27 protein-coding genes and 1 other annotated feature are annotated in these 23229 nt (G+C 49.1%); of the genes, 9 read left to right on the forward strand and 18 right to left on the reverse strand.

Going from position 1 to position 23229, the window contains the following annotated elements; all coding sequences use genetic code 11:
* Positions 1 to 15 precede the first annotated feature (15 nt).
* From OHJ21_RS20365 to OHJ21_RS20375, 3 genes are all read right to left on the reverse strand, one after another.
* Positions 16 to 633 carry an SCO family protein gene (locus OHJ21_RS20365; protein WP_486020978.1) on the reverse strand — a complete coding sequence of 206 codons (618 nt, stop codon included), beginning with the start codon at positions 631 to 633 and terminating at the stop codon, positions 16 to 18.
* Between the two features lie 79 nt (positions 634 to 712).
* Positions 713 to 1651, reverse strand: a complete 939-nt coding sequence (gene cyoE / locus OHJ21_RS20370) for a heme o synthase (protein WP_100539247.1) — start codon at positions 1649 to 1651, stop codon at positions 713 to 715.
* A gap of 285 nt (positions 1652 to 1936) precedes the next feature.
* The gene (locus OHJ21_RS20375) at positions 1937 to 2155 is read right to left on the reverse strand and encodes an alpha/beta-type small acid-soluble spore protein (RefSeq protein WP_015737431.1); all 219 of its coding nucleotides are present in this window, start codon (positions 2153 to 2155) and stop codon (positions 1937 to 1939) included.
* Between the two features lie 121 nt (positions 2156 to 2276).
* On the opposite strand from OHJ21_RS20375, the gene OHJ21_RS20380 reads away from it, so the two are divergent.
* A complete protein-coding gene (locus OHJ21_RS20380; RefSeq protein WP_164817467.1) occupies positions 2277 to 2444 on the forward strand; it encodes a hypothetical protein in 168 nt (55 codons plus the stop codon).
* A 12-nt stretch (positions 2445 to 2456) separates the two neighbouring features.
* Here the strand turns inward: OHJ21_RS20380 and trpS are convergent, their stop codons facing one another.
* Complete coding sequence (trpS, locus tag OHJ21_RS20385) at positions 2457 to 3443, reverse strand: tryptophan--tRNA ligase (protein ID WP_100539248.1); 987 nt, start codon at positions 3441 to 3443, stop codon at positions 2457 to 2459.
* 90 nt (positions 3444 to 3533) lie between these two features.
* Positions 3534 to 3776, reverse strand: a binding site (T-box leader).
* Positions 3777 to 3953: 177 nt separating this feature from the next.
* Here trpS and OHJ21_RS20390 point away from each other — a divergent pair.
* Positions 3954 to 4937, forward strand: coding sequence for an aldose 1-epimerase (locus OHJ21_RS20390; RefSeq protein WP_394054083.1), 984 nt, complete (start codon positions 3954 to 3956; stop codon positions 4935 to 4937).
* 223 nt (positions 4938 to 5160) lie between these two features.
* Complete coding sequence (locus tag OHJ21_RS20395; RefSeq protein ID WP_100539250.1) at positions 5161 to 5382, forward strand: alpha/beta-type small acid-soluble spore protein; 222 nt, start codon at positions 5161 to 5163, stop codon at positions 5380 to 5382.
* Between the two features lie 93 nt (positions 5383 to 5475).
* Here the strand turns inward: OHJ21_RS20395 and OHJ21_RS20400 are convergent, their stop codons facing one another.
* Positions 5476 to 5880 (reverse strand): O-methyltransferase, encoded by a 405-nt coding sequence (locus OHJ21_RS20400; RefSeq protein ID WP_071222373.1) that lies wholly within the window; start codon positions 5878 to 5880, stop codon positions 5476 to 5478.
* 286 nt (positions 5881 to 6166) lie between these two features.
* Positions 6167 to 7960 (reverse strand): M3 family oligoendopeptidase, encoded by a 1794-nt coding sequence (locus OHJ21_RS20405; RefSeq protein WP_486020979.1) that lies wholly within the window; start codon positions 7958 to 7960, stop codon positions 6167 to 6169.
* Positions 7961 to 8104: 144 nt separating this feature from the next.
* Here OHJ21_RS20405 and OHJ21_RS20410 point away from each other — a divergent pair, with 144 nt between their 5' ends.
* Complete coding sequence (locus OHJ21_RS20410) at positions 8105 to 8290, forward strand: YycC family protein (RefSeq protein ID WP_100539252.1); 186 nt, start codon at positions 8105 to 8107, stop codon at positions 8288 to 8290.
* On the forward strand, positions 8287 to 8517 hold the full coding sequence (locus OHJ21_RS20415) for a hypothetical protein (protein ID WP_071222370.1): 231 nt from the start codon (positions 8287 to 8289) through the stop codon (positions 8515 to 8517). The genes OHJ21_RS20410 and OHJ21_RS20415 overlap by 4 nt, the downstream gene beginning before the upstream one ends.
* A gap of 78 nt (positions 8518 to 8595) precedes the next feature.
* Here the strand turns inward: OHJ21_RS20415 and OHJ21_RS20420 are convergent, their stop codons facing one another.
* A complete protein-coding gene (locus OHJ21_RS20420) occupies positions 8596 to 9291 on the reverse strand; it encodes a DUF2225 domain-containing protein (RefSeq protein ID WP_243390836.1) in 696 nt (231 codons plus the stop codon).
* Between the two features lie 57 nt (positions 9292 to 9348).
* Positions 9349 to 9726, reverse strand: coding sequence for a globin domain-containing protein (locus OHJ21_RS20425; RefSeq protein ID WP_071222368.1), 378 nt, complete (start codon positions 9724 to 9726; stop codon positions 9349 to 9351).
* Positions 9727 to 10135: 409 nt separating this feature from the next.
* Here OHJ21_RS20425 and ylbJ point away from each other — a divergent pair, with 409 nt between their 5' ends.
* Together ylbJ and OHJ21_RS20435 are read left to right on the forward strand one after the other, a co-directional pair.
* The gene (ylbJ, locus tag OHJ21_RS20430; protein WP_394054080.1) at positions 10136 to 11365 is read left to right on the forward strand and encodes a sporulation integral membrane protein YlbJ; all 1230 of its coding nucleotides are present in this window, start codon (positions 10136 to 10138) and stop codon (positions 11363 to 11365) included.
* Positions 11366 to 11429: 64 nt separating this feature from the next.
* The gene (locus OHJ21_RS20435; protein WP_486020980.1) at positions 11430 to 12233 is read left to right on the forward strand and encodes an NAD kinase; all 804 of its coding nucleotides are present in this window, start codon (positions 11430 to 11432) and stop codon (positions 12231 to 12233) included.
* Between the two features lie 61 nt (positions 12234 to 12294).
* On the opposite strand, the gene OHJ21_RS20440 is transcribed toward OHJ21_RS20435, so the two are convergent.
* Together OHJ21_RS20440 and lipA are read right to left on the reverse strand one after the other, a co-directional pair.
* Complete coding sequence (locus OHJ21_RS20440; RefSeq protein WP_486020981.1) at positions 12295 to 12834, reverse strand: YutD family protein; 540 nt, start codon at positions 12832 to 12834, stop codon at positions 12295 to 12297.
* A 27-nt stretch (positions 12835 to 12861) separates the two neighbouring features.
* Positions 12862 to 13755 (reverse strand): lipoyl synthase, encoded by an 894-nt coding sequence (gene lipA, locus OHJ21_RS20445; protein WP_071222365.1) that lies wholly within the window; start codon positions 13753 to 13755, stop codon positions 12862 to 12864.
* A 257-nt stretch (positions 13756 to 14012) separates the two neighbouring features.
* Between lipA and OHJ21_RS20450 the strand changes: the two genes are divergently transcribed.
* A complete protein-coding gene (locus tag OHJ21_RS20450) occupies positions 14013 to 15059 on the forward strand; it encodes a M23 family metallopeptidase (protein WP_394057295.1) in 1047 nt (348 codons plus the stop codon).
* Between the two features lie 107 nt (positions 15060 to 15166).
* Here the strand turns inward: OHJ21_RS20450 and yunB are convergent, their stop codons facing one another.
* The 6 genes from yunB to OHJ21_RS20480 form a co-directional block, all read right to left on the reverse strand.
* Complete coding sequence (gene yunB / locus OHJ21_RS20455; RefSeq protein ID WP_486020982.1) at positions 15167 to 16129, reverse strand: sporulation protein YunB; 963 nt, start codon at positions 16127 to 16129, stop codon at positions 15167 to 15169.
* A 162-nt stretch (positions 16130 to 16291) separates the two neighbouring features.
* Positions 16292 to 16636, reverse strand: a complete 345-nt coding sequence (locus tag OHJ21_RS20460; protein WP_100539258.1) for an ArsR/SmtB family transcription factor — start codon at positions 16634 to 16636, stop codon at positions 16292 to 16294.
* A gap of 3 nt (positions 16637 to 16639) precedes the next feature.
* A complete protein-coding gene (locus OHJ21_RS20465; protein ID WP_100539259.1) occupies positions 16640 to 17065 on the reverse strand; it encodes an SRPBCC family protein in 426 nt (141 codons plus the stop codon).
* Positions 17066 to 17267: 202 nt separating this feature from the next.
* The gene (locus tag OHJ21_RS20470; protein ID WP_100539260.1) at positions 17268 to 17693 is read right to left on the reverse strand and encodes a DUF1801 domain-containing protein; all 426 of its coding nucleotides are present in this window, start codon (positions 17691 to 17693) and stop codon (positions 17268 to 17270) included.
* Between the two features lie 236 nt (positions 17694 to 17929).
* Positions 17930 to 18727, reverse strand: coding sequence for a TrmH family RNA methyltransferase (locus OHJ21_RS20475; protein ID WP_486020983.1), 798 nt, complete (start codon positions 18725 to 18727; stop codon positions 17930 to 17932).
* Positions 18728 to 18801: 74 nt separating this feature from the next.
* Positions 18802 to 19464: a potassium channel family protein gene (locus OHJ21_RS20480; RefSeq protein ID WP_076324879.1), complete on the reverse strand. Its 663-nt coding sequence runs from the start codon at positions 19462 to 19464 to the stop codon at positions 18802 to 18804.
* A gap of 140 nt (positions 19465 to 19604) precedes the next feature.
* On the opposite strand from OHJ21_RS20480, the gene sspI reads away from it, so the two are divergent.
* Positions 19605 to 19841, forward strand: a complete 237-nt coding sequence (gene sspI, locus OHJ21_RS20485; protein ID WP_100539262.1) for a small acid-soluble spore protein SspI — start codon at positions 19605 to 19607, stop codon at positions 19839 to 19841.
* An 82-nt stretch (positions 19842 to 19923) separates the two neighbouring features.
* Here the strand turns inward: sspI and OHJ21_RS20490 are convergent, their stop codons facing one another.
* Together OHJ21_RS20490 and zwf are read right to left on the reverse strand one after the other, a co-directional pair.
* The gene (locus OHJ21_RS20490) at positions 19924 to 21504 is read right to left on the reverse strand and encodes a peptide chain release factor 3 (RefSeq protein WP_100539263.1); all 1581 of its coding nucleotides are present in this window, start codon (positions 21502 to 21504) and stop codon (positions 19924 to 19926) included.
* Positions 21505 to 21625: 121 nt separating this feature from the next.
* Positions 21626 to 23173 (reverse strand): glucose-6-phosphate dehydrogenase, encoded by a 1548-nt coding sequence (gene zwf / locus OHJ21_RS20495; RefSeq protein WP_100539264.1) that lies wholly within the window; start codon positions 23171 to 23173, stop codon positions 21626 to 21628.
* Positions 23174 to 23229: the final 56 nt, after the last annotated feature.

Here is a 23229-nt window from a genome sequence, read left to right on the forward strand (position 1 = left end):
GGTTTTACCTATAAGTTATTCCTTAATTAAGATCTTAATGTCCTTCACAATATCCTCGGTCTTCACTTGGGCCGGGTCTGCTGCATTATAGGTCTTCCGAATATTGTTATTCCGGTCAACCAATGCAATCGAATTGCCATGCGTGAAATTCGTCGAGTTATTGCCAAGCAGCGGGATTTTGAAAGAGTCCTGCATCAGCTTCCGCGTTTCCTCCTGATCTCCGCGCAGGAAGTACCAGCCGCTATAATCCGCATAGAAACGGTCCCCGAACTCCTTAATCTTCTCTTTCGTATCGGTTTCCGGGTCAAAGGAAATGGACACGAAGTTAACCTCTTTTCCGAAGAGGCCCTCTTTCTTCAAGTCTTCCTGTATTTGCGAAAGAACCAGTGTCGTAATCGGGCATACATCCGGGCAGCTGGTGAAATAGAAGTACATGAGTTTCACCTTGCCCTTGGTATCGTCCGATGTGATCGTCTTTCCATCCACATTCTCCATGGAGTAAGCGGCAACCTCACGAACGATAGGAAACTTTTCTTTTCCGAATCCAAGCGAGTTGTACACCAGGTAAATAGCTGCTATTACGCATACAGCGAGTAGTACCCAAGTCCATTTGTAACGTTTGAATGCATTCATGACCTTCCCCGTTCTCCCTTCGTCTCAGGCAATCCCTGTTCTTGTCAGGTTTAGTGCAGCGTTAAAGCCCTTCCACCTATTAAAAGGTGGTATTGAGTATGAGAACGATCAGGCTCAAGGTCAAGTAGTTGATGGAGATAATAAATACTTTTTTGGACCAAGCTTCATCGTCCTTGGCACGGAAACCTTGGAGTGCGGCGTAGAGCCACCAAATTGCCAAAAGGAGTCCGATAACCAGAAAGAATATACCGGCATACCCATACGCGTACATCAGGATGGGGATCGGTATAAGAAGTACCAGGTAAGGGATCATCTGATACTTTGTGCGTTTAATTCCTTTTACGACCGGCAACAACGGGAAGCCTGCTGCGCGGTACTCTTCCACGCGGCGAATGCCCAGCGCCCAGAAATGCGGGGGCTGCCAGAGAAACAGTAGAGCGAACAGCAAAACCGCAGCCATATCTACGCTTCCTGTTACGGCCACATAGCCGATCACCGGAGGCATCGCTCCGGAAATAGCGCCTACCGACGTGCTCCATGTTGATGAGCGCTTTAACCATAATGTGTATACTACAACGTATACGAACATTCCAATCGCTCCGAATATACCTGCCAATACCCCTGAGAACAGGAATAACATGGCTAGTCCAACGATTCCAAGAATGATGGCATACCAAAGAACAACCTTAGGTGTCAGCCGTCCGGTTGGAAGTGAGCGATTCCGTGTACGCTCCATCTTCATATCGAGCTCTCTGTCGAAATAGTTATTGAAAACACAGGACGAAGCCATAACCAGCACGGTTCCGAGAAGTGTCATAATCATCAATCCAAATTGGATATCCCAACGCGATGCTAGCCAAAATCCGGCAAAAGCCGCTATCAAATTTGACCGGATGATTCCGGGTTTCGTCACCGTGATAAAATCTTTCCAAGTCCCCGCCTTATCGGGAGGTGCAGGCGCTGCCGAGGCAAGTGCTGCGGATTCTGAAGGAGCCTGGTATCTCAAGTGATTATCCACGTGTAAACGTTCCTCCTTGTATCTGTCGTTATGGAGGAAGTACTGCCTCCGCTATAAAGTTTATCATATCATTAGTAAAAAGTGTTTAGCAATCATTCGGAATTCGTTCCATCTATATGACAATTCAGTGACATTTGGAAGCGATATAATCTTGACGTTATGCCGTTGTTTAAGGCACAATTTGTCTATGTAGCGAAGGTGGGTGTCGAATCCTTAATATGAATACAAAGCCCGGAGCGCAATCATAGCGCTCCGGGCTTCCATACTCACGTTATGAGAAAGAGATTACAGCGTGCGGCCAGACCCTGAAAGAGCCTGTTCTGCTTGCTGTACCAAACGTTTTGTAATGTATCCACCCAGGGACCCTGTTTCACGGGAAGTATAGTTACCATAGTAACCGTCCTGAGGAATCGTTACGCCTAGTTCTTGAGCAGCCTCGAGTTTCAAACGTTGTAATGCTGCAGTAGCTTGAGGTACAACCAAATTGTTGCTGCGGCGTGCCATATTAAATATCTCCCTTCACTGAATGTCTGTTATTCCAGTGCAAGCTTGCAAACTTATTATGGCTCCTTCTTGCAGCGTTATACGTATTTTTTAAATTTTTATCTATGGAGGTTTTTTTCATATGAGTAAAGGCTTATCCCTATGGTTTGCGGTCTCTTCGATCGTCCTGCTGACCGCTTCGGCCATATCCATCAGTTACAACGGATTTCTGGCTGTCGGTCTGGCTCTACTCTCCATTCTCAACATAGGCTGGGGATTCATTATCAAATCCAAACGCAGGCCTTCTTAGGAAGAATCCTGCTTATTTAGGAGCCAGAAAGCCCATTTTGTCCTTGACGCCATCCAGTATTTGAGCTGCGGTCTTCTGTGCCTGCTCTGCTCCCTTGGCCAGAATGTCATGGATTTCACCGGTTTGGCGAATTTCGTAGTATCTGTTTTGAAGGGGTTCCAGAGCGGCTACTACAACTTCGCCAAGCTCCTTTTTGAATGCCCCGTACATCTTTCCTTCAAAACGCGCCTGCACTTCCTGCAAGGACACCCCAGCGCACTCCGAGTAGATGCTCATCAGATTGCTAACCTCTGGTTTAGCGGACGGGTCATAGACCACTTCGGCCCCGGAGTCGGTTGTAGCCCGGCTGATTTTTTTGCGGATTTGGTCCGGCGTATCCAGCATCGCAATATAACTGCCCTCCACCGGATTACTCTTGCTCATCTTTTTAGAAGCATCATCCAGCGACATAATTCGTGCGCCTACTTCCGGAATGAACGGTTCCGGAATATTGAAATAGGAACCGAACCGATGATTGAACCGTGCAGCTAAATCGCGCGTGATTTCCAAATGCTGCTTCTGGTCATCTCCGACCGGTACCAGATTGGCATTATACAGTAATATATCTGCAGCCATGAGCGCTGGATAGACAAACAAACCGGCTCCTACGGAATCTTTACCTTCCGATTTGTCCTTGAATTGCGTCATCCGTTCCAATTCGCCCATATTTACCATCGTTGTCATAATCCATCCGAGCTCGGCATGCTGAGGAACATGGGACTGCAAGAAGATATTGGCACGATTCGGGTCGATACCGGCTGCTACGTACAGTGCCGCCACCGATTCGGAGCGATCTCGGAGCGAGCTTGGCTCCTGCGGTACCGTAATGGCATGCAGATCGACAACCATAAAGTAACAATCATGCTCGTCTTGGAGCTTAACAAAATTTTTAATGGCTCCGATGTAGTTGCCCAGTGTCAAATTACCGCTCGGCTGAATTCCCGATAATACAGTTTTCATGACTTGCCCTCCATTTATTTAAATATTTTTTAATCCAAAGTCTGCCCCGCTCCAGGGGAACATATAGGAACGCAAAAAGGCCTCACATCCGCAAGGGACGTGAGACCGTGGTGCCACCCTTATTCGCTGCAGCAACTCTAATACTTAAACTGCAGCCTTCCATTCTTGTAACGGAGAATACCCGGCCGGCATATTAAGGAATAACAGTATAATCCCTGTTCAGCCTAGCACTCAAAGGTCCATTCAGCAAAGCGGATCCACCGGTTCACATCAACCACCGGCTTTCTGAAGGATGGGCCGCACCTGCTTACTTGTCCTTGTCATCGTGTTTCAATCATTTTTGGATCACTATTACATGCAATGATAAAACTCTTGCTCTGCCTTGTCAATTCCATTTTAGAATCAAGTCACCCAATGTTTTGAAGCATTTCTTTTACCCTTTCCGCAAAAATCTGTTATGATGTGGTTAATCGTCCAGACCATGATTTCTGTTAGTAAAGGAGCATCGATATGAATCAAGTGACCAAAGGCCAGTGGAATGGTTACGACACCTATATTTTAAACAGCGGCCGTCTTGAAGTGACTCTCCTTCCTCGTCTTGGTAACAATGTCATTGGAATCAAAGACCTTGAAAACTCACGCGAAATCCTCCGAAAACCAGATGAAAGTGAGCTTGCCTTCTATCTTCAGAAGCCATACCACTTCGGCATCCCGATGCTCATTCCGCCAGGCCGGATTTCCAAAGGCCATTTTGAGTACGGCGGAACATCGTACCAATTTGATCAAAATACCGCGAACGACAATCATATTCACGGTCTCCACCGATCACAGGCTTGGTGTGTCAGCGACATAGAGGAAGAGGATGATGGGTGCGCCGTTTCGACAGAGTTCATATCATCGGATGATCCGAAATGGATTGCCCAATTCCCAGTACCGTTGAAGCTGGAAATGACCTTCCGTCTTCAGGAGACCCGCTTCTCGCAGAGTCTTCGTGTAACGAATCTGGGTTCCAGCCCTGTCCCGTTCGGCATGGGTTACCATACGTGGTTCCTGCTCGATGGTGAACCGCAGCGCTGGACGCTGGATCTGCCTGTAGAGGGCGTTTACACCTTGAATAACGAACTGATTCCAACCGGAGATCTTTCACCGCTTGGCCATCTGGAACCTCTGAATACCGGACTCAACCTGAAGGAAGCTGACCTTGACACGATATTGAAAATCCCAGAGGGCAAACCAGCCGAAGCCAGGCTTCAACGGGATGACGGTTATCAAATTCATTATTCGGCAGACCGTGCCTTTTTCAAGCACTGGGTGCTTTATACAAAAGGCGTCGCGGAGGAATTCCTCTGCATCGAGCCATATACCTGGCTTCCGAACGCACCCAATTTGAATCTGCCGAACGAAGAAACCGGACTGATTCATCTGGAACCGGGACAGACCGTGGACCTGAATACCCAGATCAGCATCCAAAAAACGTCGCCAGAGGCGGAGTAAGGGGAATTCAGCCATTCCATGCGAACCCTATAATCTTTATATACTTAATGTTTCAACAAGAGCAGCCCTTTGATTTCAAAGGGCTGCTCTTGTTTGTCTAAGATAATGGACCATTTCAGTGATACGGATAATTTTACCAACCAATGATATGCCTCAAGCACGAATGAGATTCCTAGGATTCAGTCATAATATCCACATACAACATCAAAGGAGGTGACATGACATGGCTCAAGGTCGTTCTTCTAACAATCTTGTCGTACCTCAAGCAACTGCAGCTCTTCAACAATTGAAGATGGAAGCTGCTCAAGAACTGGGCGTAACGATTCCACAAGACGGTTACATGGGTAACTATACTTCCCGTGAAACCGGTTCTTTGGGAGGTTACATCACCAAACGTCTGGTACAATTGGCTGAGCAGCAATTATCGGGTCGTTCGAACCTGTAATTCGCATCTCTTCCCTCCAGCCGTAATTAGAAAGAGGCGATCTTCTCCCCAAAGATCGCCTCTTTCGTTATATGTTCTATATGATAAATGATTTCAGGATTCCGAAGCAGCTTCGGCATATGTATTACGAGGGTACCGAATCATCAAGTTGGCCATGTTATAGTTGGATTCAAGTACAGCATCTACAACGACAATGCCCTGTCGTACCATAAATTCATAACTGATTTCGCCGTGTGTCCAGTGGCGTTTATGTTTCAGACTTTCAAGCGCCATCGTACGAAAAGAGAATTGTTGAGCTTCACTTAGCCCCTCCTCAAGTGGAGCTATGACCCCGTTACGCCCAGCCAATGGATTATGCCGTATGCCAAATTTACCAATTACATTGTTTCGTATTTGTACAAATACTGTCCCTGAACTTAGACCTCCCAACTCTTCTTCCAGCTCTTTAAACACGATGTCCAATTGTCTAGCCAGTGATAATTGATCTAGTTTTACCATCTCTTCTCCCTCCTTTATTAGTAAATCTTCCCTATTATTAGGGCTTATGACTCATTATAGGGTAAAGGAATCAATGTATCAACAATATTCAACACATTTGGGTATTTATTACTAAAATTGCACAAATAATTTAGTTTTCGGCTCCTTTTTTGCGTCAACTTTCAATCTTTTACGACAAAAAAAGAAGCCCCAGAGGGCTTCTTCATAGGTTGGAATTTGCATGCATTGGGAGGCAAAAGTCCTCTAACAAATTCTTTCATCCCTTTTTCCGATGAAAATCAACAATTCACGCCATATGTTCTGTCATTTGCAAGAATTGTCTAATATCGGATACGCAGGAATCAGCCGCACTTTGCCAGAAATCGCGCTGGGTCAGATCCACATTCAGATGTTTCTTCGCCAGATTCTCCACGGACATTATGCCGGTGTCACGAAGCAGGGCATCATATTTATCCGCAAAGGTCGGACCTTCTTCCAATGCCCGAACGTAGAGGCCCGTACTGAACATATAACCGAAGGTGTACGGGAAATTGTAGAACGGCGTGCCCGTAATATAGAAATGAAGCTTAGATGCCCAGAAATGCGGATGGTACGATGTCAGAGCATCACAGTAGGCTTCCTTTTGCGCCTCCACCATCAATTCCGAAATTTCCTCGCTGCTGAGCAGACCGCTCTTCCGTTTGTCATAGAAGCGAGTTTCGAACAAGAAACGTGCATGAATATTCATAAAGAAGGCTACGCTGTTCTGAATTTTCTCTTCCAGCAGAGCCAGCTTTTCTTCTTGGCTGCCGGCGCCCTTCACCATCGCATCAAAAACAATCATTTCGGCAAAGGTAGATGCCGTCTCAGCAACATTCATCGCATACTTCTGGTTAAGCACCGGAATTCCGCCCATCAGATGCTGATGGTAGGCATGGCCCAGCTCATGCGCAAGGGTCGAAACGTTCGAAGCCGTTCCGCCAAACGTCATGAAAATCCGGGTCTGGCCGCTGGCCGGGAAGGAAGTACAGAAACCGCCTGGTCGCTTGCCGGGACGATCCTCGACCTCAATCCAGCTCTTGTCAAACGCCATTTGCGAGAAATCCGCCAATCTCGGGCTAAACTTACGGAATTGCTCCACAATGTTAACCGCGGCATCGTCATATGAGATTTTGGTTGCGGAAGTGCGCAGCGGGGCATCTACATCCGTCCAAGACAAGCCTTCCAGACCGAGCAGCTTCGCTTTGCGGTTCAGGTACTCCACAAGCACCGACTTCGTGTCCTGGATGACAGCCCACATGGTATCCAAGGTCTCGCGGCTCATCCGGCCAATCGCGAGCGGCTCCTTCAAGACATCATCCCAGCCGCGGTTCTCGTACAGCTTCAGGCGGTAGCCGGATAAATGGTTAAGAGTATCCGCACAGTAATCAGCGGAGTCTCCCCATGCCTGCTCCCACTTCTCAAACATGGTTTGACGTACTTCCCGGCGAGGATCATGCATTTTATTGAACGCCTGTCCTGCGGACAGCATGACCGTTTTACCGTCTTCCTCATATGGAATTTGGATTTTCTTCACGATGGTATCGTAGAACTCTCCCCATCCATGATAACCGTCTACGCCAAGCGACAGAGCCAGGCTTTCTAACTCAGGACTCATCTTATCTTTCGCAAGATTACGGCTTTCGTTCAATACGAAATCAAGCTCGGATACCTTATCCGTACCGGTCCAAGCGGTCCAGAGCTCGTCATTCATACCACGAAGAACGTTGTCGAATTGGTTCTTAACCGATTGCAGGGTCGCGGACAACGAGGTTACCCGTCCGGATAATTGAACCGCCTTCTTGTCATTCACATTCTGCGCAGTCAGGCAGCCCACGAATGCAGAGACTTCGCGGATACGGGCATAGGCACTCTGGAACTGCTCAAGGAAGCGTTCAAGGCTGGATGCGCCCTCCATGGTTTCCGGAACGGTTAATGCTTTAACGGCTTGCTGAAGATTATGTACATCCTGCTCAAGAGCCTCAAGAAAGCTCACGAGCTGCGGTGAGGAAGAGCCTCCGGGAAATATCGATTCCAAATCCCAAGTTTGTTGAAGTGCCATCGATCATTCATCACCTTTCTAAATAAAATATGAATTCAAGCGGAATATCATTTGTGTGGACTTAGGGAAAAGTGTATAACTATATATAACTCAATTTATGTTATCACTGCTACAACCAATTTACTGCTGGAGGAGCTAGAAGCCATGAGACCTTTGCAAATATCACCGGAGACGGCGGTTACATTGTCCAAGCAGCTGGGCGTTCCGCTGGAACAGCTGATGCATATGCCTCAGCATATATTAATGCAGAAAATTGCCGAGCTTGCCAAGAATGAGGAAGCGACTGCAACAAAAAAAGACGATGAGTCCCCATCATCGGAGAACTCATGATTCCTTTTTCCAATACTTGGCCTTATGATGTCGTTGGAAACGACGTGTATGTACACAGCTGCCCATTCTGCGGAACCGACAATGTATTGCTGCCGATGAAACCCAAAGAGCTGATAAGCGTAAGGGAAGGGAAAAAGAAGCTGCTGATCTTCCCCTGCTGTCACAACAAAGTAACCGTGCTGGACAGCGACATCGACTACTTGCTCACGGATCAGCGATTACGCTGACTTCACCGTAGAGCATGAGTTTAGCCTATACGTGAGATCCAACAGCCTGCTGACCCACCCTTCAGCGGGCTGTTGGCTTTAGGACTCCGCCTGGAGTGCCGCGTTCTTCTGCTCCCGTATCTGCTCGGATATCAGCTTCCATTGCTCTCTGGATGCGCGTATCATCGCGGCATCCATAATCTTGTCATCCTGGACCACTCTGGAGAACCATTGAACCGCCTCCTGAAACTGGCCCAGCCTGCGATGGATCTCCCCGATCAGATACAGCAACCTAGCATCATTAGCCCCTACCCCTTCCAGCTCAAACACTCGGATATAGGATTCCAGGCTATAACTCAAAAACCGCTTCTCTTGATCCTCGTTACCCTGATATCGGTACAGCCAAGCGATATGATGCAGCAGGCTGGCCACAATGCGATCCCGCTCCCCGATCACTTGCGCGCAGAGGAGAGCCAGCTTGTACGACTCCAGAGCATCCTCCAGATTGCGGGACCCGCCCATTTCCCTCTTCTCCCAGCGGCATCCGACTTGCTCGTAAAAGAGCGACTTCTGCCGTTCGTTCAATTTCAGGGTCGAGTTTTCCGTGGAGGCAAAACCGCATTCAGGACAGATCCGCACTACGTAAAAATCGGGATTCTCCGATTTATAATAAGCGCAAAAATCCGTATCTGTACGGTATGCCTTTTTAAAGCTGGGTCTCACCCTGGATGTTACATATTCATGCTCACAGTGCGCACATACCACCTTGATGGAATACAAGGGTTCCAATTTCACGCCATTCGCCATCCCTTCATTCGCCTCTAATTCCTGTTTAGATGTAGGTCTATGGCACTAAGGAGTATTCACGAAATGGTGGGCGGGGCCGGACAGACGCTGCAGCACAAAATCACGTAATTCATCCTCCACGCCAATTTCGATTAGGGCTCCTGCCATGCAGCCAAGCCATTCTTCGGCATGACGATCCGTAATCGGGAATTTCATGTGCCTGGCCCGCATCATCGGATGTCCGAATGCTTCCGAGAACAAGGCAGGCCCTCCAAAAAACTGGCTCAAGAACATATATTGCTTCTCCATCACCGGCATAATATCTTCCGGAAACAATGGGGAAAGCAGCTCATTTTGCTGCACTCTCGGATAAAACGCTTCGACGAGCGAACGTACACCCTCGGCACCCCCGAGGTTATCATAGATGCTTAAGTTCGGATTCATATCCGCTAATCTCCCATCTGTTTTTATGATTCGCTTTTGATTGGATGTACCTATCCATTATAGCAAAAAACAACAAAAAAAGGCGCTAAGCAAGGGTTAGCACCTTTTAGAACTTATTAATAACTGCGCCAGTCCTCTTCACTCTGGACGAGAGAAGCACGTATAACATAAACGAAGGCGCATACTAGGATACCTGCGACTATGCTCATGATCATCACTCCATCCAAACATAATACGAAAGATGTGCTTTGATGTTTTTTATTATAGCACAATATCCCCGAAAATAAAGCACAAATGTAACCGCTTTCTCATGTTTTTTATACTGTTTGTCCTATAACCTGCATAGATTTTTAACAACGGACCTATATTTCTATCATTCACATCGATGCCAGGGGGCGTATTCCTTATTATGACCATGAAAAAAATGGGCTGGCTCATGCTCGTGGCGGCACTGCTCAGCGTAATTGTCCTAATGGCTTTATTTCCCGAAGCGGCGCTTCAATCCGCACTCCGTGGCCTGTCGATATGGTGGGATGTGCTGTTCCCTTCCCTGTTCCCGTTTTTTGTTATTTCAGAGGTGCTGCTGGGGTTTGGCGTGGTGCACCTGATTGGCACCCTCCTGGATCCTTTAATGAGACCGTTGTTTCGTATTCCGGGCGCAGGAGGATTCGTTGCAGCAATGGGATATGTTTCAGGATACCCGGTCGGTGCCAAATTAACCGCCAAGCTTTGGGAACAAAAAATGGTAAACCGGGAGGAAGGTGAGCGGCTTGTTGCTTTCACCACCTCTTCTGACCCTATATTTTTAATTGGAGCGGTCTCCATCGGCTTCTTTCATGACCCCAAGATCGGTTTGATCCTTGCCTTGTCCCATTATGGCGGAGGTTTCCTGGTGGGGTTGATTATGCGATTTCATGGCAGACATGAATCCAAAACAATAACCGACTCACTTCGTCTGTCCCAGGCTAAGACAAGCAGGCTCAGGTCTGCCCTGCATGCCATGCATGCTGCGCGCGAGCAGGATGGCCGGGACCTCGGCACCTTGTTAAGACAAGCGATACAGTCATCGCTTCAGCTTATTATCGTTGTCGGCGGGCTCGTCGTTTTCTTCTCCGTGTTTCTTGAACTCTGGACCCGCGCCGGTGTCATGCCTGCGCTAACCGAGGTTATCAGTTTGCTGTTATCTCTGGTTGGGATGCCCGAATCCTTATCCACTGCCATCGTAGGCGGATTGTTTGAGGTCACACTCGGTGCTCGATATGCCGGCGAAGCGGGAGCTGCAATTCCATTGCCATACAAAGCGGCCGCGGCTGCCTTTATATTGTCATGGGGCGGTTTGTCCGTTCATGCCCAGATCATCAGCATCCTGAACTCTACCAACCTCAGATATTTCCCTTTTGTCATTGCAAGACTGATTCATGGTGTGATTGCCGCAATCGCTGTATTGCTGCTCTGGAGAAGTGTCATGGGATCTTCGATACCGACTATGGCGCTGCCGGCTGTTTCGGATTCCGCCCTAAACGGGTATACCCATATTATGGCGGCTTTCTGCATCCTGCTCGGTTTCCTGATTGCGGTTGCGTTGTTTATTCAGATCATTCGAGAACTGCAGCAGAAAATCCGCAAATTCCCAAGGTGAACATTGTGTTCTTCTCCAAGATTGATTATCATCTTTATATAACCTTACAAAGGAGCTTATCAACTTGAGATATTATGTTCTGGACCGCGGTGACCCATTGTCTGTCGAGCTGACCCAGCAGTTTCACAAGCTGGCGGAACAGCGGGGGTTTGTGCTGGATGCAGAATCTCCGGAGATTGTGGTCTCGATCGGCGGAGACGGTACGATGCTGCATGCTTTCCATACTTTTATTGACCGTATTCCTGACCTCTCTTTTGTCGGTGTCCACACGGGCCACTTGGGATTCTATGCTGATTGGAAGGCCGATGAACTGACAGAGCTAATTGATCATATGAGCGGAGAAGGCGAACACGGCAACGTGAAGCCGCGCCTCGTCAAGTACCCCCTGGTTCAACTGGAAATTCATAAAAAATCAGGAACGTCCTCTTACATTGCCTTAAACGAATTTACGCTTAAAGGCGTTGACGGTACCGTTGTCGCGCAGATTGACATCAACGATGTAACCTTTGAAATGTTCCGAGGAGACGGGATCTGCGTGTCTACGCCGTCCGGAAGCACGGCCTATAACAAAAGTGTCGGCGGAGCGATGGTGCATCCTTCCATCGATGCTCTGCAGATCGCGGAAATCGCCTCGATTAACAATCGAATTTTCCGTACGCTGGGCTCACCGCTGCTTCTGCCCAAGCATCATCACTGTGATATATTCTCGCGTAAAGAACAGCGTCTGCTGCTTACGATCGATCATGTGAATATCTCGATTGACGACCTCGTATCCGTCCGCTGTCAAGTGGCGGAACAGCAGGTCAGTTTTGCACGCTATCGGCCGTTCCCGTTCTGGAATCGTGTCCGTGATGCATTTCTTGGCTAATACTTTCCGATATCGAATAAAAGAAGAACGGCCACCTGCCTTAGAGGTGGCCGTTCTTCTTTTATTGCGGTTGTTCAGCCGGGGAATTAGGCTCCTTGGAAGGCTTTGCTTCCTTCTCCTTGGATTCCTTAGGATCACGCGGCTCGCGTCTGGATTCCTTGGCTTCACGCCGCTCGCGTTGGTCCTTATGCTCCTTGCCCGGTTTAGGTCCCTCCTGCGGGGTCTCCTTGCTTCCCTTCACTTCCCCCTCACCCTTGGTTTCCTTGGGGGGTGTTTCACAAATCTCCACAGGTTCTTTGGAATTGGCGTGCTCTTTGCTATCCTTCTGCTCCTTCGTTTTCTGAAGCACAAAGTGAGCACAGCCAAAATTGCAGTATTCGTTAATGTAATCGGACATGCTGGAGAAGGTAGAATCCTTGGCAGCTTTAGGATGATTATCCCGATAGAAACCTTTAAGCCGAAGCTGATTGTAACCCCAGTCTCCCACGATGTAGTCATAACGGTCCAGCACCTCGCTGTACCGCTCCCGGAAAGCTTCCAGATTCCAGCCGTTTCGATGGTCCTTTAACACTTCATAACTTTTGTTTCCGATAACGATCATTGAAAGCTTCCCCTGCCTTTCCAAAGGTTAAGACTGCACGGTCTCTTCCTTGTTGCGCTCTGCAGATTTCACTTGCTCGTGTGCATGGTAGGAGCTGCGCACCAGAGGACCGGATTCCACGTGACTGAATCCGCGCTTCATTCCCTCTTCCTTTAGAATCGCAAACTCTTCCGGCGTATAGTATTTTTCCACATTCAGATGCTTCGGCGAAGGCTGCAAATATTGGCCGATCGTCATGATATCGCAACCCACCGAACGCAAGTCGTCCATCGCTTCCAGAATCTCATGCCATTGTTCGCCGACACCCAGCATAATGCTGGATTTGGTCGGAATATCAGGCTGCATCGCCTTGGCATTCTTCAGCAATTGCAGCGAACGGGTGTACTTGGCTTTGGCGCGTACCCGATCCGACATTCGCTCCACCGTCTCAATGTTATGGTTTAGAATGTCCGGCTTCACATCCATTACGATCTTAAGCGCTTCTTCGCTCCCCATAAAATCCGGAATCAACACTTCCACCGAGCATAGCGGCAGACGTCTGCGAATGGCTTTAACCGTTTCAGCGAATATGTAAGCCCCGCCATCTTTCAGATCATCCCGTGCTACGCTTGTTACTACGCAGTGACGCAGGTTCATCTGTTCCGCCGCTTCCGCTACGCGTTCCGGTTCCTGAAGATCCAGTTCCGTTGGAAGTCCCGTATTAACAGCGCAGAATCGGCAGGCCCGGGTACAAATATCACCCAGGATCATGAAGGTTGCCGTACGGTTAGCCCAGCATTCATAAATATTCGGACAGCGAGCCTCTTCACACACCGTGTGTAGTGTCTTGGATCGCATCATGCTTTTGATTTCTTTATAATTATCGCCAGTAGTCAGCTTGATTCGAATCCAGTCAGGTTTTGGCTGTTTGGTTTTAGACAAAGAAAAAACCTTCTTTCGAATTTATTGATGTAACTCAAGACATACCCCATCGTTTGCTGTCCCATATTATATCATGAAAACCATCATATTACTTGTTTCGCATCGATATGAGATTGATCTAGTTGCGGCATGGATAAAAATCCTTGTTTCGATTCACCCTACAGTGTAGGCATAACTGTCCGTCCTTAATTATGACAATCCAAAAGGAGGAGAAGGACACATTGAGGATTTTTCAACCATTGAGAGCAAGCAGCATTATGATTCGCTGCACGGCTGCAGCTGTGGCTGCCTTGACAGCGGCCTGCTGCATGTGCGGGCCTGTGTCCGCATCCGCCTCTATTGCGACCAGCACGGCAGACGATACGGTGAAAACAACGGATGCTAAAGCCATATTTGAAGACCGGAAGTCGTTATACGATGAGATTTCCACCGTTACCCAAATTCCTTGGTATCGCCTGGCTGCCATTGACCAGTATGAACGGACACTGACTAGAGTCCACCCCAAGGATCGCAAACATCCGGACCGGACGCTCGGAATCTTCATCCCCTCCACAAGATGGGCCGGCGCGTTAAATCCCAATCAGGAAGATGTAAATCCGACGTCGATCAGCGTGTTTTCCGGCATCGGGCTGGATGGTGACGGGGATGGCAAGGCAGATCGGAATAATGATACCGACCTGCTATATACCGTTGCAGCGAGACTTTCCCCCTACGGGCATGCTGCTGATGATTTCAGCATCGGGCTCTGGTCATACTACCAGAACACGCGGGCGGTTCAGCGCGTCATGCAATACGCCAAATTGTACGAGACCTTTGGGAAGCTGGACTTGTTCGACCATGCATTTCCTCTCCCGGTCAAAAGCAACTATTCATACCGAAGCACCTTTGGCATGGGACGCAATTGGGGAGGAAGAAGGGTTCATGAAGGAACGGACTTATTTGCCAGTTATGGAGTCCCTGTCCGGAGTACGTGTTACGGCATCGTTGAAATCAAGGGCTGGAATAAATATGGCGGGTGGCGTATCGGCATCCGTGATTTGAACAATCATTACCACTATTACGCCCATCTGCAAGGCTTTGACAAAGGGATCTCCCTCGGGGACGTCGTTACGCCGGGTCAAACCCTTGGCTGGGTTGGCAGCTCCGGTTACGGCAAGCCGGGAACCCAGGGCAAATTCCCTCCACACCTCCATTACGGCATCTACCGGGATACCGGATTAAACGAATGGGCTTTCGATCCTTACCCGCTGCTGAAGCATTGGGAAACGGAAGAAAAACGCTCGAAGAAAAAAACGCGCTCCTAAGTTCAACCCAGGGGGCGCGTTTTCTCCGTTAAGGACATACATAAATAGCAACTGAATCATGGTGCGGCTTCCATACGATAGTGCCAAAAAGTGAAATTAAACAGCACTTAGCCGCCGGTGTTGTTTCCCCCCGTTTGCCCGGATAAGTCCGCTCCGCCAGGTGAAGGTTCCAGAGGTGTCGTTGTTCCGTCTGCAGGTTGGTCCGGCGTTGTTGCAGGCGGGACTTCTTGCTCCGAATGATGGCTGTTCTCATTCGTAACGGGCGGCGGTATCGCTATGCTTGGCGCGCTTGCCTTGTTCTCGCCGACGGCCTTTCCTTGACCGTCATAATAATACATCGGCACATCGCCGACCACTAGCAGATAAGAGATGGGAATATCGGTTTCCACAATCTGCGGCTCCATGTCAAAAGGAACAACAACCGCTACCTCCGTTACAATGTGGACGAATACCTCAACCAAAATCATGTTGATGCCCGCACCCTGCTGTCTTGTATCCAGTTGAACCTTTACCGCTCCCTGCGGTTCGATCTTCAATGGAATTTGTGGACCGAATGACGCGATGATCGGGCTTTTTAGCACCTGTCCCAGCGGAATTTGCTCTTTGCGCTTATGGATTTCGTCCAGCGTGCTCTGCACGACCTGCGTCGTATGGGATGTGATTTTCAAATGCTCGGCATAATTCAGCATGAATCCCGTCACTTTGCCGGAGCTATCCGTTTTCCAATTGACCAGATTATCAAAATCCTTACCCTGCGTCACCTGAGAGGTGATGGCTCTATTAATGGCTTCAGTGGCAATCTGTTTTACCCTGATTTGGGCTAAATGCATGATCGGCGGCCGCAGATTCTGCTCAATATACATAAAAAATTCAACGATCCCAAACACAAGGAGCAGAGCGCCGATCAGCCACCATTTTTTCACGCTGCGCCGTTTGGCAGCCTGAGGACGCCCCCGATGCTGTGGTACGGGCCGAAAACCTCTCCGCGGTGGTCTATAAGCTCTCCTTGGTTTGGGCCATGACAGGGACGGAAAGGATAAACGTCTGCTTCCCCATCTCTTTCGTCTCATGCTTGGTCCCCCCTATTTACGCCCCGAGGAGCATGTTTACCATGGCAAGCTCTCCTGTATAGAGGGTATGCGGACAAACAGCAAAAAAGAAGAGCAAGGATGGGTAATCCTCACTCTTCTCCCTTATAGATTCTCATTTTCAAGAAAGACTGCACCAAGAATCTACTTGTCGTTCTTCGGATTGTCTTCTTGATCTTCCACATAATACTTCAGCATCGACAGTTTATTCTCCCAGAACCGGTCGAAATAAGCGAGCCAATCCTTTAATTCCTTAAGCGGCTCAACATCCAGCCGATAGCGGGTTTCGCGTCCAACCTTGCGGTCCTGCACAAGTCCCGCTTCCTCCAGAATTCGGAGATGCTTGGAGACGGCGGTTCGAGTCATGGAGAAGTGCCCTGTAATTTCTTTAACCGGCATTTCCTTATCACTTAACAAGCCTAGCAGCTTACGGCGTGTCGGATCCGCGATCGCTTGATAAACATCATGCTTCGGAGCAGGCTGCGACATGGATTAGGCCTCGACGTATCCCGCAAGCTTCTGAACAATGCCTGCCCAGCCGTTGTCCATACGGCCTCGTACGATATCGTGAGCTTCCCCGAACTCGGTCACTTGATCCGCTGTCCATCCGCCGTGAATGAGCGTGAATTCCGTATGATCTCCCTGCTGTACCAGTTCGAACGTAACATTCCAATCCTTGCCCCAGTTAAAAGATAAACGGTTAGGCTCGTCAATAAGCGTGACCTTGCATGGTGAATTCCCGAAAGGGCCTGCATTCAATTGAAACTCAAAGCCTTCCACCGGTTCAAAATTGTTGGGCATGAACCAAGCCGAAATCCCTTCAGCCGTAGCCACGGCTTTCCACACCTTCTCAATAGGCGCTTTCAGCACAAGCGTATGACGAATATCCGGCAGCTTGCCGTTTGATACGTTGTCCATATTTGATTAATCCCTCGCTTAGGTTTAAAATTATGAAACCATTTGGTTTCCTTTCATGCATTATAGGACACCAAATGGTTTCGTGTCAAATACCAATATTCGCCTTTTTATCCATTCAACACACCCTAAGGTCCAGCTTTCGTCCAAACCAGGCATTCCAGGCAATCCATGCATCTTGTCAGCATCTCATGACTTAAACTCGCTAGGGCTGAGCCGGGTAGGTCTTGTTCAAGAAGGCAATCGATTCGCGAATCAGCTGCTTCAGGACTTCCCTATCAATGTCCGCCACTTTATTAATGTAGACGCAGCCTTTCCCGGCCGTATGTTTACCGAAACTCGTCAATAGCTCCTCCCGCTTCTCATCGCCCGGCGCAAAATACAGGCTGATTTTCGCTTTGCGCGGCGAGAACCCCACAAACGGGGCATCTCCTTCGTGTCCGGAAGCGTAGCGGTAATGGTAGGAGCCGAAGCCGATGATGCTGGGTCCCCACATCTTAGCCGGAAAACCGCTCGTCTCCTCAAAAACCTCCAACAAACGATAAGCATCCTCCCGTTTTTTCGGCGAATCCACTTGCTCTATAAACTCCACCACGCTGTGATCGGTTTCTTTGGTTTTTTGCTCGTACATTGGGATTTACTCCTTTCAAACATACCCATTATTGTTACCAGCCCTGACAAAAATAAAAAAACGTCATCGACGTACTTTCATAGAAGGCAGACCGCATTTCGCAGAAGTTTTTCTTGCGAGATAAGGAGGGTAAGCCTCTCTGAAGTTTATGCTTTCTTATCTCTTAAATAAAAAAAGCCGGATATGATTAGCCATTGCTTTCTAATCACTTCCAGCCTTGTCGAGCCGTCCTGTCTTTATTGGCCGGCGTACTCTCTTTGCCGTAAAGCCTCGTACATCAATACCGACGCCGCCATAGCCGCGTTCAACGATTCGGCTTTCCCCGGCATGGGAATACGGATCGCATCGTCCACGAGTTCCGCGACCTCGGGTGAGACCCCCCGCCCTTCGCTACCAATCACGATCCAGCTTGTCCCTTTGAAATCATACTCAAAGCAGGAACGCTTCCCTTCCAGCATGGTGGTGACCAATCTCGCACCTCGTTCCCTGGCTTCCGGCAAAATGCTCAGCAGATCGCCCTCCAGCACCGGTAGATGAAACAGGGAACCCATGGTAGAACGCAGCGTCTTAGGGTTATACAAATCCGCGCAGCCGCGTCCCAGAACCACGCCAGCAGCTCCTACGGCATCTGCGCTTCGTATGATGGTTCCCACATTCCCCGGGTCCTGAAGACCGTCCATAACGACAACCAAACCGTTCTCGCGCAGGATCAGGTCCTGCCATTGACGTGCTTCTTTGCGGACCACGGCAAACACCTGCTGCGGTGACGGCGTATCGCTGACCTTCGAGATGACGGCATGGGATACACCGATCCATTCGGCACCTTGTCCTGTATCCGATATAAAACGAAGTTCTTGGGGAATGCCCTTCTCGACATCATAAGCGACGCACTCGATGTCCGCCCCGGATGACAGTGCTTCCTGCACGAGATGAATACCTTCCACCACATACTTGTTCTGCTTGTCTCGATGTTTCTTCTCCTGCAGCTGTGCCCAGCCCTTCACTCTGGCATTCTGAGGCGATAGTATCTCCATGGTTAATCCATCCGTTCTTTACTTATATACAAAACCGAGTCCAGCTCAACCAGCATACCCGCTAGTGGACAGCCTTACTTCGGATAAGCAAGCTCCAGCTTCGTTAAGTCATTCTTGTGCCCCACAATAACGAGAATATCGCCTTCCTCAATCCGGTCATCCGGACTTGGCGAAATGTTCATGTCCGCATCACTTCGAATCGCCATGACATTGCAGCCGAATCGTGCCCGAATGTCCAGCTCTATCAGATTGTGACCGACCAGATCTCCTGTAGCAAGCATCTCCATAATGCTGTAATCGTCCGACAAATCGATATAGTCCAAAATATTTGGTGACACCAGATGGTGGGCAACCCGAAGCCCCATGTCCCGCTCAGGGAAAATCACCTTGTCCGCACCGATTTTGTTCAGCACTTTTCCGTGCAGCTCATTCTTCGCTTTCACGATAATGGCCGGTACGCCTAGATCCTTCAATATCAGCGTAGTCAAAATACTGGATTGAATATCCTCTCCGATCGCCACGACAACCACATCGAAATTCCGTATACCCAGCGCCCGAAGCGCTTCTTCATCGGTTGAATCCGCCGAGACGGCATGCGTGACCATACTTGCGATTTCTTGAATGCGCTGTTCGCTCGCGTCTACGGCTAATACATCAAATCCCATGCTGCTCAATTCCTTGGCAACACTCGTGCCAAAACGCCCCATACCGATTACTGCGTACTGCTTCTTAGCCATTTATATATCCCCCCACGAGCCTAGGTCATCCATAATCATCATGATAATAGTATATCATACTGTCCCGAATACTTGAATGTAACTGCCCTGGAACGGGCACATTACACAATGACCCTTTCATAACAAGGAGGAACATGTTCATGTCCATATTGTTAGATCTAAGGCAGGCCGTCATTCATAAAGTCCACAATCAGGACGAAGAAGAGCTGCGCTCCATGATCGAGGGTTCCGTTGACGGGCCTGAAGCTGCCCTGCCGGGACTCGGTGTAATGTTTGAAATGATGTGGAAAGACATGGATGCTTCCCAGCAGAACAGCCTTGTCTCTTCCCTCCATGATCATTTGAAAACCGTTACGCCTGGCAACCTTCAAGGATAAGCCCATGGTCAACAAACAAGAACAATCCCCCAAGCTGTGAAGCTGGGGGATTGTTCTTTACATTGCATATTTATAACATCGCTTACGGAGCGGTCTCAAGAAACTGGGCGGTTGGATTCTTATCGATGGCGGTTCTCATCGCGTACTCATTTTCGAACAAGACAACGTAGTTATCCTTCTTGTCTTTGACCAGCGTTGAGTTAATCCGGAACTTGGACGGATCAATATTGTCATCCACGATCCAGCGAGCGAACTGATACGGCATCCGTTGAAGCTGGACATCAACGCCGTATTCCCCCTTCATCCGGTACTCGAAGACCTCGAACTGGAGCTGCCCGACAACCCCGAGAATGGTCTCGTCGAAACTCACGGTGCGGAATACCTGAATGGTACCCTCTTCCGTCAGCTGATCAATCCCTTTCTGATATTGCTTATGCTTCAGCGCATTCTTCACCGTTACTTTGGCGAAGATTTCCGGTGAGAACGTTGGAAGCTCATCGAATACAACTTCACGTCCCTGACTAAGCGAGTCCCCGATCCGGAAAATGCCCGGGTCAAACAGACCGATAATATCACCAGGGTATGCCTCCTGCACAATATCTCGATCCTGCGCCAAAAACTGCTGCGGCTGCGCCAGCTTGATTTCCTTGCCTACCCGAACATGCTTCACGCTCATACCGCGTTCGAACTTGCCCGATACGATCCGCAGGAAAGCAATACGATCCCGGTGAGCCGGATTCATATTGGCTTGAATCTTAAATACGTATCCGGAGAACTTCTCATCGGTTGGCTCCACCACACCGTCCGTGCTGCGGCGCGGCTCCGGCTTCGGCGCAAGCTGAAGAAAGTTTTCCAGGAAAGTCTGGACGCCGAAATTGTTAATCGCACTTCCGAAGAATACAGGTGTTAACTGACCCTGCATGACTTTCTCCAGATCGAATGGGTCTCCGGCAACATCCAGCAGCTCGAGGTCTTGACATAACTGATCATGCAGGTAATCACCTGCCATCTCCCGAATGATCGGATCCTCATAGCCTTCGACCTTCTGAACCTGAATCGTGGAATGGTCGTCGCCTTGGAACAATTCCACCTGATTCTTGACCCGGTCGTACACGCCGCACAGGTCACGCCCGGAGCCGATCGGCCAATTCATCGGTACGGAGCGGATGCCGAGAACCTGCTCAAGCTCCTCCATCAGATCGAACGGGCTGCGCCCTTCGCGGTCGAGTTTGTTGATAAAGGTAAAGATCGGAATGCCCCGCTTCGCACACACCTGGAATAATTTAATCGTCTGAGCCTCGACCCCTTTGGCTACGTCAATCAACATGACGGCGCTGTCAGCGGCCGTCAGCGTACGATAGGTATCCTCACTGAAGTCTTGGTGACCCGGCGTATCCAATATATTAATCCGATGCCCTAAATAATCAAATTGCATAACAGACGAGGTAACCGAGATCCCCCGCTGCTTCTCGATCTCCATCCAGTCACTCGTTGCATGCTTGCTCGCTTTACGAGCTTTAACCGATCCAGCCAGACGAATGGCGCCCCCGAACAAGAGCAGCTTCTCGGTCAGTGTTGTTTTACCGGCGTCAGGGTGGGAAATAATCGCAAACGTGCGACGCTTATCCACTTCCTGCTGCAGTTCATCTATTAGCTTTGCCATTTCACTTATCCCTTCGTAACTAAAGTCATGTATATCATTGTACCACAATTCATACGCAAATCATCCCCATGCGCAGGGCGCATGAGGATGATTTTTAACGCGTAAATTATAGAAAATGATCTTAGTTTTTCAACCACACCACATTATCCTCGAGCTGACCGTTAACCGGCCACCAGTGGAATCCGTCTTCCTTCAACAGCTCATCTGCTTTGACAGGTCCCCACGAGCCCGCAGGATACGATTCCAGCTCGCCCTGGTTCTCTCTCCATGCACTGGCGATACGATCCACGAAGGACCATGCCGAAGCCACTTCGTCCCAGCGTGTAAAGTAAGTGGAGTCTCCACGAGCCGCGTCATGCAATAGACGCTCATACGCTTCAGGAGAGTTAATGCCCACGATGCAGCTTTGGCAGAAGTCCATCGCTACAGGAGCGATCTCGGATTCGGATCCCGGCTTTTTCGCATTTATCTTCACGTAAATGCCTTCCATCGGATTCACGCGGATGACGAGCAGGTTAGGCTCCAGGGAATGCTTTTGTCCCAAGTAAACGTTGGTTGGCATCCGTTTGAACTCGACAACCACCTCGGTTGTCTTAACCGGCAGACGTTTGCCCGTGCGGATATAGAACGGTACGCCCGCCCAGCGGAAGTTGTCCACGAATACTCTGGCCGCAAAATAGGTTTCCGTATTGGATTCCGGATTCACTTTGTCCTCTTCACGGTAAGCCGGCAGATCTTTACCGCCCGCCGAACCGTTCGTATACTGACCGCGAACCACGTTGTTCTTCACTTCTTCATGTGTGGCATACGGACGCAAGGAACGAAGCACTTTTACCTTCTCGTCGCGGATATCCTCTGCGAGCAATCGGCTAGGCGGCTCCATCGCAATCATGGTCAGCAGCTGCAGCATATGGTTTTGGCCCATATCCCTTAGAGCCCCGGCATGATCATAGTATCCGCCGCGCTCCTCGACACCAACCGTTTCACCAAGCGTAATTTGGATGTTGGCGATATGCTTGTTGTTCCAAAGCGGCTCAAAGAAAGCATTCGCAAAACGCATAACCTCGATGTTCTGTACCATTTCTTTACCAAGATAATGGTCAATCCGGTAGATCTCTTCTTCCTTGAACACTTTACGGATCTCTTCGTTCAGCTTGGCAGCCGACTCCAGATCGTAACCGAACGGCTTCTCGATCACAAGACGGTTCCAGCCTTCTCCGTCAAGCATACCGCCCTTCATCAGGTTAAACGATACGCTGCCGAACAATTCCGGTGCAAGCGCCAGATAAAATAGGCGGTTACCCGGTATATTAAATTTCGTTTCCAATTGCTCCGTTTGTTCACGAAGCTCACGGAAACCGTCAATATTGTTAATATCTAAAGATTTATATTCAAAATGCTGTGCAAATGCATTCCATTCACTATCCTGTTCCGAACTATATCGGCAGAATTCCTGAATCGAACGATACACGTCCTCCCGAAACTCTTCCTGGGTGCGCGGACGCCGCGCCACGCCGATTACCGCAAAATCCTCATCCAGTTTTCCTTCACGATAAAGACTGTAGATCGCCGGAAACAACTTACGTCTTGCCAAATCACCAGTCGCTCCAAAGATGAAAAATACAGCTCCCGGTGTCTTCATTGTATCTAGATTTTGATTTTCAGCCATGGCTCCTCATTCTTTCTATGAATTATAGTGTATTTTTATGCATCGGCACTTAACTC

Origin of the sequence: Virgibacillus sp. LDC1, assembly GCF_025792345.1 — a bacterium.
Taxonomy (GTDB): domain Bacteria; phylum Bacillota; class Bacilli; order Paenibacillales; family Paenibacillaceae; genus Paenibacillus_AQ; species Paenibacillus_AQ lautus.

Bases quoted from the DNA above. Each gene is read 5' to 3' on its own strand.
- OHJ21_RS20365 (WP_486020978.1), bottom strand. From the start codon at position 633: ATGAATGCATTCAAACGTTACAAATGGACTTGGGTACTACTCGCTGTA.
- OHJ21_RS20375 (WP_015737431.1), bottom strand. From the start codon at position 2,155: ATGGCACGCCGCAGCAACAATTTGGTTGTACCTCAAGCTACTGCAGCA.
- OHJ21_RS20380 (WP_164817467.1), top strand. From the start codon at position 2,277: ATGAGTAAAGGCTTATCCCTATGGTTTGCGGTCTCTTCGATCGTCCTG.
- trpS (WP_100539248.1), bottom strand. From the start codon at position 3,443: ATGAAAACTGTATTATCGGGAATTCAGCCGAGCGGTAATTTGACACTG.
- OHJ21_RS20390 (WP_394054083.1), top strand. From the start codon at position 3,954: ATGAATCAAGTGACCAAAGGCCAGTGGAATGGTTACGACACCTATATT.
- OHJ21_RS20395 (WP_100539250.1), top strand. From the start codon at position 5,161: ATGGCTCAAGGTCGTTCTTCTAACAATCTTGTCGTACCTCAAGCAACT.
- OHJ21_RS20400 (WP_071222373.1), bottom strand. From the start codon at position 5,880: ATGGTAAAACTAGATCAATTATCACTGGCTAGACAATTGGACATCGTG.
- OHJ21_RS20405 (WP_486020979.1), bottom strand. From the start codon at position 7,960: ATGGCACTTCAACAAACTTGGGATTTGGAATCGATATTTCCCGGAGGC.
- OHJ21_RS20410 (WP_100539252.1), top strand. From the start codon at position 8,105: ATGAGACCTTTGCAAATATCACCGGAGACGGCGGTTACATTGTCCAAG.
- OHJ21_RS20415 (WP_071222370.1), top strand. From the start codon at position 8,287: ATGATTCCTTTTTCCAATACTTGGCCTTATGATGTCGTTGGAAACGAC.
- OHJ21_RS20425 (WP_071222368.1), bottom strand. From the start codon at position 9,726: ATGAATCCGAACTTAAGCATCTATGATAACCTCGGGGGTGCCGAGGGT.
- ylbJ (WP_394054080.1), top strand. From the start codon at position 10,136: ATGACCATGAAAAAAATGGGCTGGCTCATGCTCGTGGCGGCACTGCTC.
- OHJ21_RS20440 (WP_486020981.1), bottom strand. From the start codon at position 12,834: ATGATCGTTATCGGAAACAAAAGTTATGAAGTGTTAAAGGACCATCGA.
- OHJ21_RS20450 (WP_394057295.1), top strand. From the start codon at position 14,013: ATGATTCGCTGCACGGCTGCAGCTGTGGCTGCCTTGACAGCGGCCTGC.
- yunB (WP_486020982.1), bottom strand. From the start codon at position 16,129: ATGAGACGAAAGAGATGGGGAAGCAGACGTTTATCCTTTCCGTCCCTG.
- OHJ21_RS20460 (WP_100539258.1), bottom strand. From the start codon at position 16,636: ATGTCGCAGCCTGCTCCGAAGCATGATGTTTATCAAGCGATCGCGGAT.
- OHJ21_RS20465 (WP_100539259.1), bottom strand. From the start codon at position 17,065: ATGGACAACGTATCAAACGGCAAGCTGCCGGATATTCGTCATACGCTT.
- OHJ21_RS20470 (WP_100539260.1), bottom strand. From the start codon at position 17,693: ATGTACGAGCAAAAAACCAAAGAAACCGATCACAGCGTGGTGGAGTTT.
- OHJ21_RS20475 (WP_486020983.1), bottom strand. From the start codon at position 18,727: ATGGAGATACTATCGCCTCAGAATGCCAGAGTGAAGGGCTGGGCACAG.
- OHJ21_RS20480 (WP_076324879.1), bottom strand. From the start codon at position 19,464: ATGGCTAAGAAGCAGTACGCAGTAATCGGTATGGGGCGTTTTGGCACG.
- sspI (WP_100539262.1), top strand. From the start codon at position 19,605: ATGTCCATATTGTTAGATCTAAGGCAGGCCGTCATTCATAAAGTCCAC.
- OHJ21_RS20490 (WP_100539263.1), bottom strand. From the start codon at position 21,504: ATGGCAAAGCTAATAGATGAACTGCAGCAGGAAGTGGATAAGCGTCGC.
- zwf (WP_100539264.1), bottom strand. From the start codon at position 23,173: ATGGCTGAAAATCAAAATCTAGATACAATGAAGACACCGGGAGCTGTA.